Below are 12,054 nucleotides of genomic sequence, written 5' to 3' on the forward strand. Positions count from 1 at the left end.
GATTTTCTCTCGGTGGAGTCTTCGGAGAATTTTGAGAGAATGCTAGTAGGTGGAAATTTTGTCTAATCAAAGGTTTGAGACTACTATTGCGTATAGGCAAATAGTAATGAATAATTTTTTAGTTTCTAATTTGCGATAAGTTATGGATTTTCTCTCTGTGGAGCCTTCGGAGAATTTTCAGAGAATGATAGTAGATGGAAATTTTATCTCTACAAAGGTTTGAGACTACTATTGCGTATAGGCAAATAGTAATGAATAATTTTTTAGTTTCTAATTTGCGATAAGTTATGGATTTTCTCTCTGTGGAGTCTTCGGAGAATTTTCAGAGAATGATAGTAGATGGAAATTTTGTCTAATCAAAGGTAGGAATATATTTGGAGAGTAAAGTACCTAAACTTTTCGTTCAGGGAACAGAAAAAAGAGAATAGAGAATCAACAAAGATTTTTCAATAAAAGTTTTAGTAACTATATTATTGATTCTAAAATTGTAATCATACTGAATAAAAGCATATGCCCTACACTAGCAATTACGTTTTTAGTGTGGGGCAAGGGATTTACCTTACAGTATTAGTTATGTTAATTGCTTGAGTGTAAGACTAGAGAACGAACAGCTTGCCATAGAGGTGTTAGGACAACACGTACATCCTTTTGGAGAAAACGCATTATTGAATTATCAGATCGCTGATCATCAGATCGCTTCTTCTCTTTTCGATTTTTTTTTCTAGTTTTGTCCCGTGTTTTCTTTTGTTGTTCAAAGTGATAATTGTTTTGTTTGCTAGTCTGAGACCCTTTATTAATAGCACCTGATTGGTTTTGGATTCCAATTTGAGTATTTGGCATGAATCAATATCCTTGTTGTATTAATAATTTTAGTCTAACAATTCAAACTAAGTTTGTGTTTAGATCTTTCTATTACTCAGACATTTTCTGGGAAAAAAATTCCTGTTTGTGCAGCATTCCGCTTAAGCAAGGGAATCACGTCAATTCTATAAAAATGCGTATAACCCTTGATAATTAAAGATTCATAGTCAATCCAGTAAAACTTGTTCTCTTTACAACAGTACCCTGTTTAATATAAAAAATTCTATTTAAAGTCAATCAATTAAACTAACAAAAAGACATATTTATATGAAAATTATCTCTAACTTTAGCACTTATCTTTGAGCTTGCATATAATCCTAGCTGGACTATCAAAAATAATTGGTAAAAATTCTAAAATAAAAGGCATTCCTACAAAAAACAAAAATAATAAAATCAGAATTCTATATATTATTGGTGCTGCACTAATTGCATTATTTTTGCTAGTTTTTTTTGTGAAATTATTTTGTTCTGCCCGCTTTTGTTGCTCTCTATTATAAACCTCGACTATATCTTCATTTTTAGTAATTTCTTGGTAAGCTTTATATGTTAGTTGCTTATTTTCTTGTTTTTTCCATAATTCAATTAGGGCAAATGCTAATAAAGCTAGACGCTCTTGCTGTTTAATGACATCTTCAATCAGGCGTTCAACCAGTCTTGTTTTAACATCAACTCCGCAATTGCGACTTGGTTTTTCTATTACTTCCCTGAGTTGGTCTCGTGTCATTTGTTCTAATGTAATACTATTTTTTCTCAAGACATCTAGTAATGGTCGATAAAACCCTATATTTCCTGAAGAATTTGTTCGTATTATAGCTACTAATGTTGTTGATAAAGAAGATTTTTTAGTGGCACTTTGAAATGTTTGTAAGAGAGCATTAATAAATTGGTATCGGGTTTTATCTTTAGTAGAAGAGTTATAGAGTTGTTCAAATTGGTCTGCAATAATTAAAATACGTTTATCTGGGTTTTTTCGCTGTATTTTATAAATAATTTCAGATAATGAAGTCGTGTTATTTTTAAGTGAATTTTTTATTTTCTTGGCTTCAATCTTTAATTCTTTTTTATTAGCTTCTGGAATATAGAGTGGAACTAAAGCTCTGGCAATAGAATCAAAAGGATCTTTTACAGGCCAAAAATATGTAAGAAGCCAATTTCCTGCTTGTACTAATCTCGGAACTAACCCCGCTAATATTGCGGAAGATTTACCACTTTTTGATTCGCCTAAAATTTGAACAAAATTATTTGTTTTAACAGCATTAACCAGTTCTTTTACAAATTCATCTCTACCATATAAATTTTGATCATCCTCTGGAAGAAGACTAGATTCCTTATAGGGACAATTAGAATTGTTTTCTACTTTTATTACATAATTCTTGAGATTGATAACAAAATTATTTTGAATAACAATCTGTTTTCCATAATTGGGAGACCCAGGTTGATTTTTAATTCCAGTTTGTTGGAGTTTTTTTTCATTATTTTGTGCAGCCATTACACTTGAAAATTAAGGGCTATTTTTCAAAGCGGACAAACTTTGAGAAATAGAGAATTTTGGTTAATCAAATAAAATTTGCACACCCTACAAAACTAAAAATAGTTTATCTTATCCAATCAACTAGCTATTTTCTCTCTTCTTCCTTCTTCTTTCTTCCTTCTTCCTTCTGCAATAGTGGTGCCGCACTCAACAATGTCTGAGTATAAGAATGTTGGGGATGATTAAATATTTCCTCAGTTTCCCCCTCCTCCACAATTTTTCCACTATTCATAACAGCAATTCTGTCACAAATAAATCTAGCCACCCATAAATCGTGAGTAATAAATAAATAGGTTAAATTTAATTCTTCCTTCAATTCCAACATCAATTCCAAAACTTGAGTTTGAATAGTAGCGTCCAACATACTCACAGGTTCATCACAAATAATCAGTTTTGGATTAGTAATTAAAGCTCTGGCAATAGCTACTCTCTGTTGTTGTCCTCCAGATAATTCTGAGGGGTATCTCCTACCATATTCTGCTGCAGGAGTCAAACCCACCTTTTCTAACATTTGCTCCACTTGAATTTTAGCTTTCTCTACACTAGCCAAATTATGGATAAATAGGGGGTCAGCTACTATCTGTTCAACAGTCATCATGGGGTTAAGACACGCTAGGGGGTCTTGAAATATCATTTGCATTTCGCGACGATAGGGTTGCAATGCTGATAAAGAGAGAGTTGTTAAGTCTTTGCCTTGAAATTCGACTGAGCCAGAAGTAGATTTAATTAACTGTAAAATTGTCCGAGATAAGGTACTCTTGCCACATCCAGATTCTCCCACTAATCCTACTATTTCCCCTGGATAGAGGTCTAGGTTAACTCCATCTACTGCTTTGATAAGTTTACTTTTTCCAGAAAATAATAACTGCTCTATAAAATTACTTTCTAAGGTGTAGTGCTTCTGTAAATTTTTGACCTGCAAAATTGGTTTGAGGATTTTGGTAGCTTCCGTTAATTCAGATTTTTCTAGTTGAGTTTGAGCAGGAGTAGATTCAACTACTTGAATATGTAAAGCAGCTTGAAATAGAGATTTAGTATATTCATGTTGGGGATAGTGTAGAACTTGTTTAATTGAACCTGTTTCTACTATTTCACCTCCATACATTACAGCAATACGGTCACAATATTCTGCCACCATTGCCAAATCGTGGGAAATTAATAATAAGGAAGTCTGACGTTCTTGGCAAAGTCTGGTAAGTTCCCCTAAAATCTGAGACGCTATAGTTACATCCAAGCTAGTAGTAGGTTCATCCGCAACAATTAATTTGGGCTCCAGTAATAAAGCTAGAGCGATCGCTACCCTTTGTCGCATCCCCCCACTAAATTCATGGGGATATTGAGACCAACGACTGGCAGGAATATTTACTGCTTCGAGAGTTTCTATAGATTTTTGTTGTGCCTGAGATTTAGATATATTAGGTTGATGTGCTTGAATTGTTTCTACACAATGCTCCCCAATAGTCATTAATGGATCGAGGCGAGTCATGGGGTCTTGGAAAACTAATGCTACTGCTTCTCCACGAAATTTTCTTAGTCGAGAGGGGTTCATCCCAAATATGTATTCTCCCCCAAATGTTATAGAACCCTCAACTTGTACTGACTTAGGTAATAATCTCATAGCAGCACGTCCAAGAGTAGATTTACCACATCCAGATTCTCCCACTAATCCTAATTTTTCACCTGGTTGAAGTGTGAGGGAGACATCATTTACTGCCCAATGAGATTTTCCACGTTTTTCGGGATAAGCTACTCGTAGATTTTTTATATCAAGTAAGGAATTCATTATTAGGTGATAGGTGGTAGTTCATAGGTTTTAAGTAGTCATGCAAAATTAATTAGGGTCTGCTGAAAAAATTGGTTGGTGGGGGTAGGACACGGGGACGCACCAGACGCGGAGACAGGTCGATACTTAGGCAAAGGCACTACAGATAGTAGATAAGAACTATAGCACTATGGTACATATAGTGTTTTTGCTAGAAAAATGCGTAAGTCCTGATGAAGAAATTTTCTTGAATTTCAGCAGAAAATTTCAGTAAATTGATGCCAATAAGACCCATAAATTGGGGTTGCACATTATGGAATGATATTGACAAAAATTAGTTTAGACTTTGACTAAAAAAAACAGAAGATCAATCATTCTAGCAATTGATTAATCCAAAATCCTGTTCATCAAAAATCTAAAATCATTCGTCACTGTGCAACGCCCATAAATTTGGATATCAACTGAATATAAAAAGCTCAATTACCGTAAGCTATCCTGACTTTTAGCTTTATTCAGCAAACCCTAATTACACATATCTCAAGCTAAAAAGCTGATGTTGTAAAAATTACAGGGAATAAATAATGGTAATTCATTTTGCCTAAGCACTTAGGTGTTATACGAGCTAAAAAAAAGAACGTTATTAATAGTTTCACTCATTTAGATATGAAATAATTTCAGTTAAGTTACTGTATTCTCAAAGTTTTTAATCCTCAAAATATTACTTTTAAATTTTCACTTTTTACTTTGGATTTTTTACTTCTAGTTTCCCTCCTTTAGATGTGAAATAATTTCAGTTAAGTTACTGTATTCTCAAAGTTTTTAATCCTCAAAATATTACTTTTAACTTTTAATTTTTTACTTTGGATTTTTTACTTCTAGTTTCCCTCCTTTAGATGTGAAATAATTTCAGTTAAGTTACTGTATTCTCAAAGTTTTTAATCCTCAAAATATTACTTTTAACTTTTAATTTTTTACTTCTAGTTTCCCTCCTTTATATATGAAATAATTTCAGTTAAATTACTGTATTCTCAAAGTTTTGAGTCCTCAAAATATTACTTTTAACTTTTGACTTTTTACTTTTGAGCTCTAGTTTCGCTTCTTATATAGATCTGAAATAATTTCAATTAAATTACTGTAATTTCAAAGTTTTAAGTCCTCAAAATATTACTTTTGACTTTTGACTTTTTACTTCTAGTTTCCCTCCTTTATATATGAAATAATTTCAGTTAAATTACTGTATTCTCAAAGTTTTGAGTCCTCAAAATATTACTTTTAACTTTTGACTTTTTACTTTTGAGGTCTAGTTTCGCTTCTTATATAGATCTGAAATAATTTCAATTAAATTACTGTAATTTCAAAGTTTTAAGTCCTCAAAATATTACTTTTGACTTTTGACTTTTTACTTCTAGTTTCCCTCCTTTAGATGTGAAATAATTTCGGTTAAATTACTGCATTCTCAAAGTTTTGAGTTCTCAAAATATTACTTTTAAATTTTGACTTTTTACTTTTGAGGTCTAGTTTCGCTTCTTATAGATGTGAAATAATTTCAATTAAATTACTGTAATTTCAAAGTTTTAAGCCCTCAAAATATTACTTTTGACTTTTGACTTTTTACTTCTAGTTTCCCTCCTTTATATATGAAATAATTTCGGTTAAATTACTGCATTCTCAAAGTTTTGAGTCCTCAAAATATTACTTTTGACTTTTGACTTTTTACTTTTGAGGTCTAGTTTCGCTTCTTATATAGATCTGAAATAATTTCAATTAAATTACTGTAATTTCAAAGTTTTAAGCCCTCAAAATATTACTTTTAACTTTTGACTTTTTACTTTTGAGGTCTAGTTTCGCTTCTTATATAGATCTGAAATAATTTCAATTAAATTACTGTAATTTCAAAGTTTTTAATCCTCAAAATATTACTTTTAACTTTTGACTTTTTACTTCTAGTTTCCCTCCTTTATATATGAAATAATTTCGGTTAAATTACTGCATTCTCAAAGTTTTGAGTCCTCAAAATATTACTTTTAACTTTTGACTTTTGATTTTTTACTTCTAGTTTCGCTTCTTATATAGATGTGAAATAATTTCAATTAAATTACTTTAATTTCAAAGTTTTAAGTCCTCAAAATATTACTTTTAAATTTTGACTTTTGACTTTTGACTTTTAACTTCTAGTTTCGCTCCTTTAAATGTGAAATAATTTCAGTTAAATTACTGTAATTTCAAAGTTTTAAATCCTCAAAATATTACTTTTAAATTTTGACTTTTGACTTCTAGTTTCCCTCCTTTATATATGAAATAATTTCGGTTAAATTACTGCATTCTCAAAGTTTTGAGTTCTCAAAATATTACTTTTAAATTTTGACTTTTGACTTTTGAGTTCTAGTTTCGCTTCTTATAGATATGAAATAATTTCAGTTAAATTACTGTATTCTCAAAGTTTTGACTCCTAGAAATATTACTTTTAAATTTTGACTTTTGACTTTTAACTTCTAGTTTCGCTCCTTTAAATGTGAAATAATTTCGATGAAATTACTATAGTGTCAAAGTTTTGAGTCCTCAAAATATTACTTTTAAATTTTAAATTTTGACTTTTGACTTTTGACTTTTGACTTCTTTTTTCCTTCTTCCTTATAATAAAATATTAACTTTGACTTCCTACACTAAATTTCCCATTGAGCTCCTTTCTTTTATTTTCAAATCTGCGTAACATATAAGTAGCAGCACAATCTCCATGAGGATTCTCCTCTAATATATCTGCTAATTGAAAAATATACTCAGCTATTTCTTCTCCCAATTTATCAATAACAGCCTCACGATTAATCATTTCTTGTTGATGCAGACGCATCTTAGTTTGCCATTGACTAGAAAACATCTCATGTATTTTTGTGTGCAGTCCAAGAGATTCTAAAATTTTCCACTCTTCAGCATCATCAAACCAAATACCACCATCATGTAAACAACGTTCTATATAGAAAGGTTGTTTAATGTTTATTTTGACGCGCGATAAATAAGTACTACATTCTGGACATAACCCTGCTTTACCATCAAAAGGGGAGGGTACAAAATCTTCAAATTGATTGTAAGGTAAGATTTCTTCTGGGACATACCATGAGGGTAAACTTTCTAACCAAGCTTCATAATTTTTTCCCGAAATCCAAAAACCTTCAGATTCTGGGCAGTATTTTACCGGGATAATATCATTCAAAACGGCATCTTCTAAATCTACATCGTACTTGGGACTTTTCATGGTATATGTTCCTGATCCTATGTTAATTTTGTTTTACTAAGTATATTCCCGCAATAGCCTATGAGGGTTTTTAAGCGGTCTTTGATAGTGGCCAATCGCCTTTGTGTTGTTTGAGGGTTTCGAGATGCTTGCAAAAAGGTTAAATCTACATATAACAGTCGAAGTTCCTTATGTATCTCTGTTAGGTAAGACTTTACCTGAAATGTGATAGATCGATCTAGTTCTAAGTTATCTAGACTCATAATCTGAATCTCGAAAAACTGTTGGACTTCTTTCCTTATGGCCGAAATTTTTTCTAGCTCTAGATTTTCTTGGGCCATAAGTTGCTGCAACTGATTCAGCATTTGACTGAATTTTTGATATTGCTTATTATGCTCCTTTGGTAACATAATATAAATCAATTAAAGTTTGTATATATAAGGTAATAATATAGGATATTCAGAGGCTCATTCAACAATTAATAGTTAATAATTAATTATTAATTATTAATTATTACCTCTCCTTGAAAAGAAGAAGATTGACGCAAAAGGAAAATTTTTTTCTTTTTTAAAGGAGAGGTCTTAAACCTTAATTATTCAGTAAAGTCACAGAATTAGTTTGAATTTATCTGGAAATTAATGTCACTCTACGATTACTGATTTGATGAATATTTTTGATACTTTTTTAGAGTCATAATGTATTTATACTCAAGAGTTATTATGTCTTCAATTATGTAAGCATTTCCTGCGGGATGCTACACAAACAGCTATTAGCAGTCAGCTAACCTCCTCCGGAGGAACTACGTTAACAGCAATAAGTAATTATTCATTACTTCACTTCTCAAGTTTATTCCGGGGACTTTGGCAGTAACTTTTTATTCAAACTCAATTTCAAAGGTTGCTTTTATAACTGACAACTGATGACTGATAACTGATAACTGATAACTGATAACTGAAATAACCTTCCCCAAAATTAATAGCTGATAACTAATAGCTGACGGCTGTTTACTTACTCAATTATTAAGTTATATTGTATATATACATAGACATCAACCCCGATTTGATAATATAATCTTATTACAATGATTATACATAGTTTTCCAGATTTTTTGTAAGTATTCAGCTATTAGCAGTCAGAATTCAGCGAGTCTGTACTTTTTAATAAATGAAGTCAGCATTCTTTTAACTTATACTATTAGATAATTGAAATGCAAGAACAGCAAACTTTAGTTAAAAACTTATAAAATTCTGTGGCAAGAAACATAGATATGTCTCAGAAGTTGATAGCTGACTGCTGAATGCTTACGATTTTTTTATAAGAATTAAAGTATAAAAAAAAACAGATAATTTCAAAAAAACTGTAACTATAAAATACAAAGTTAATTGAAATTTAAACCGCTTTCTCATCAACTATAAATTGATAATTTCGGTTAATAAAATACCGAAATATAACTCTGGTATTTCTAGTCTAAATTAGCTAAATCAACAACCAATTAACCCTATCTATAAACTAACTCCTATGAAGACAAAAACTCTAGCACCTAAGCCTGTACTTTCATGCGTAATTCCTGACTGGCTACAAGAATGTATCAATAGCAGAAATAACAGCGATAATTTAACTAGCTGTTCCCTAGATACAGCATTAATCTGTCAAGCATTTGAATTTGCTTATAAGTTGCATGAAGGACAATATCGTAAATCAGGAGAACCTTATATATGTCATCCTATAGCTGTTGCGGGATTGTTGAAATATCTCGGTGGTGATAGTGCGATGATTGCTGCAGGTTTTCTACATGATATTGTTGAAGATACTGATGTAACTATTGAAGAAATAGAACAAAAATTTGGCTCGGAAATAGCTTTATTAGTAGAAGGTGTAACTAAGCTTTCTAAATTTAATTTTTCTAGCAAAACAGAGCTACAAGCTGAGAATTTTCGCCGGATGTTTTTGGCAATGGCAAAAGATATTAGAGTTATTGTTGTTAAGTTGGCAGACAGGTTACATAATATGAGAACTCTGCAACATTTGCCACGTCATAAACAGTTAAGTAAAGCATTAGAAACACGGGAAATATTTGCACCTTTAGCAAATCGTTTGGGCATTGGTCGAATTAAATGGGAATTAGAAGATTTATCCTTTAAATATATAGAACCAGAAGCTTATCGAGAAGTTCAAGAATTAGTAGCAGATAAAAGAGCTGATCGAGAGGCTAAATTGTTAGAAATGACAGAAAAATTACGGCAAAAATTAGACCAAGCAGGAATAGAATGCTACGACATTAGCGGCCGCCCTAAACATCTGTATGGAATTTATCGGAAAATGCACTTCAAGCAAAAAGCATTTCACGAAGTTTATGATATTGCCGGACTCAGAATTATTGTGAATAAAAGGGAAGATTGTTATCGAACTTTAGCTATTGTTCACGACTCTTACCGCCCCATTCCTGGAAGATTTAAAGACTATATTGGTCTGCCCAAACCTAATCGTTATCAATCATTACATACAGGAGTAATAGGTAATACAGCTCGTCCTGTAGAAGTGCAAATTAGAACTGTAGAAATGCACCATATTGCTGAGTATGGAATTGCTGCTCATTGGAAGTATAAAGAAACCAGTTCTAGTAATACTAAAATGACGGCTGAAGATGAAAAATTTACTTGGTTAAGACAGTTATTGGAATGGCAAAGTGACTTGATAGATGACCGGGAATATTTGGAGACTATAAAAGGTGATTTATTCTATGAAGATGTTTATGTATTTACACCAAAAGGTGATGTAATTCCTCTCAAACAAGGCTCGACTTCAGTAGACTTTGCTTATCGCATTCATACAGAAGTGGGAAACCATTGTACAGGGGCGAAAGTTAACGATCGGATTGTTAGTTTAGATACTCCATTAAAAAATGGGGATATTGTCGAAATATTGACTCAAAAAAATGGGCATCCTAGTCTAGATTGGCTGAATTTTGTTGTCACTAGCGGGGCGCGAAACCGGATTCGTCAGTGGTATAAACGCTCTCATCGAGAAGAAAATGTATCTAGAGGGAAAGAATTATTAGAAAAAGAATTGGGTAAAAAAGGTTTTGAATCTTTACTCAAATCTGAGCAAATGCTACTTGTTGCTGAGAGATTTAATTACCATAATGTAGAAGATTTACTAGCAGCCTTAGGCTACGGTGAAATAACTTTAAATTTAATAGTTAATCGACTACGAGATGCAACTAGGGAAGTTACACAAGTTGAGCAAAATTCAGATATTTGTGCAGAATTTTTTGAGCAAAAATCTTCTTTAATGCTACCTCGCCCAACTCAAAGTTCATCTTCAGATAAATCTCATCCTATTGCTGGAGTTGAAGGTTTAATGTATCATTTGGCTGGTTGTTGTAATCCAATTCCAGGTGAACCTATTATTGGTAGTGTAACTCGCATTCATGGTATTTCTATTCATCGTCAAGGTTGTTCTAATGTGGAAAATGTTCCTGGGGAAAGGTTAGTTCCTGTTAGTTGGAATTATACTAATGAAAATCAAGGACGACCTCAAACTTATCCAGTTAATATTTGTATAGAGGTGATGGATAGAGTCGGAGTTTTGAAAGATATTTTGTCTCGTTTGATGGATAATAATGTTAATGTTAAAAATGCTCAAGTTAAAACAAGTCCCGGTCATCCGGCAATTATTAATCTATGTATTGAAGTGAGCGATCGTCAGCAATTTGAAAAGACTTGTACTCAGATTAAAAATATGAGTGATATTTTGAATTTACGTCGTCTGAGTCAAGTTGAATAGTTTTTTTAAGGAAGAAGAAAGAAGGAAGAAGGAAGAAGGAAGAAGAAAGAAGGAAGAAGGAAGAAGGAACAAGGAAGAAGGGAAAAAATAATTCTATGCCACCTCATAGGCGTTGTTGGATTAAGGAATAAAACTTTTGGCAGAAGGTAAATCCCATGTTTTGTTTTTTATACTTCCTGTGTTTCCCAGCCTAAAATTTATCCCGCACTCTATGTCTATGCAACGCCATATATTTACTCATGTAGAAGTAATGTAGTTACCGCACTTGCTCTGCCAACGCTATATTCACAACCAAATCAAATTATCATCCTGTGAAGCTCCAGAAAAAAACGGCAAGGAATTTCCCCTTGCATCGCCAAAAAAATTATAATAATATGTAATTAGGGCTTGCTGATTAATTCTAAAAGTATTGATTGATATTGGTTTTAGCGTTTTAGAGTTGAAAAAAGTACCAGCTTTTCGGCGGAAAAAGCTCATGCATGCTAGTATTTTGGGACGATTATGGCAGAAAAATTGAAAGACAATTCTTACTTCTACCTCCTCTACATTCCCATTTCTCCTGTCTTCCCCTCCTGGGAGGGGGAGGGGCGAGGGGTGGGTTGTCTCCTGTCTCCTGTCTCCTACAAAGAGCAAAAAGACTTTTTCAGCAAGCCCTAATTATTGGGTGTTGCTCGCCCAGGGCCTACGCATGACTTTTTATTCAACTACAAATAGTATAGTTAGGGTTTGCTGATTAAATATCGCGCTTATTGACTGATATTGGTTTGAGCAATTTTAGATCTGGAAAAAGTGCGAGGTTTTCAATGGTAATGGTTCAAAAATTCAGGATTTTGGTCAAGAGTAGGGCAGAACCATCTTGAGAAAATTCTTACTCCTACCTCCTCG

6 protein-coding genes are annotated in these 12,054 nt (G+C 32.5%); 1 reads left to right on the top strand and 5 read right to left on the bottom strand.

Annotated elements, in window-relative coordinates:
- Nucleotides 1-576: 576 nt before the first annotated feature.
- The 5 genes from F6K54_RS29275 to patD all read right to left on the bottom strand — a co-directional run bounded on the left by F6K54_RS29275 (nt 577) and on the right by patD (nt 7,793).
- Nucleotides 577-840, bottom strand: a complete 264-nt coding sequence (locus F6K54_RS29275; protein ID WP_293061280.1) for a hypothetical protein — start codon at nt 838-840, stop codon at nt 577-579.
- Between the two features lie 307 nt (nt 841-1,147).
- The gene (locus F6K54_RS29280) at nt 1,148-2,350 is read right to left on the bottom strand and encodes a hypothetical protein (protein WP_293085642.1); all 1,203 of its coding nucleotides are present in this window, start codon (nt 2,348-2,350) and stop codon (nt 1,148-1,150) included.
- 127 nt (nt 2,351-2,477) lie between these two features.
- Nucleotides 2,478-4,175, bottom strand: a complete 1,698-nt coding sequence (locus F6K54_RS29285) for an ABC transporter ATP-binding protein (RefSeq protein WP_293085645.1) — start codon at nt 4,173-4,175, stop codon at nt 2,478-2,480.
- A 2,623-nt stretch (nt 4,176-6,798) separates the two neighbouring features.
- Complete coding sequence (locus F6K54_RS29290; protein ID WP_293085648.1) at nt 6,799-7,404, bottom strand: zf-TFIIB domain-containing protein; 606 nt, start codon at nt 7,402-7,404, stop codon at nt 6,799-6,801.
- Nucleotides 7,405-7,421: 17 nt separating this feature from the next.
- Nucleotides 7,422-7,793 (bottom strand): heterocyst frequency control protein PatD, encoded by a 372-nt coding sequence (gene patD / locus F6K54_RS29295; RefSeq protein WP_293085651.1) that lies wholly within the window; start codon nt 7,791-7,793, stop codon nt 7,422-7,424.
- Nucleotides 7,794-8,901: 1,108 nt separating this feature from the next.
- Between patD and F6K54_RS29300 the strand changes: the two genes are divergently transcribed.
- Nucleotides 8,902-11,169: a bifunctional (p)ppGpp synthetase/guanosine-3',5'-bis(diphosphate) 3'-pyrophosphohydrolase gene (locus F6K54_RS29300; RefSeq protein WP_293085654.1), complete on the top strand. Its 2,268-nt coding sequence runs from the start codon at nt 8,902-8,904 to the stop codon at nt 11,167-11,169.
- The last annotated feature ends 885 nt before the right edge of the window (nt 11,170-12,054 follow it).

Origin of the sequence: Okeania sp. SIO3B5 (assembly GCF_010692555.1) — a bacterium.
Taxonomy (GTDB): domain Bacteria; phylum Cyanobacteriota; class Cyanobacteriia; order Cyanobacteriales; family Microcoleaceae; genus Okeania.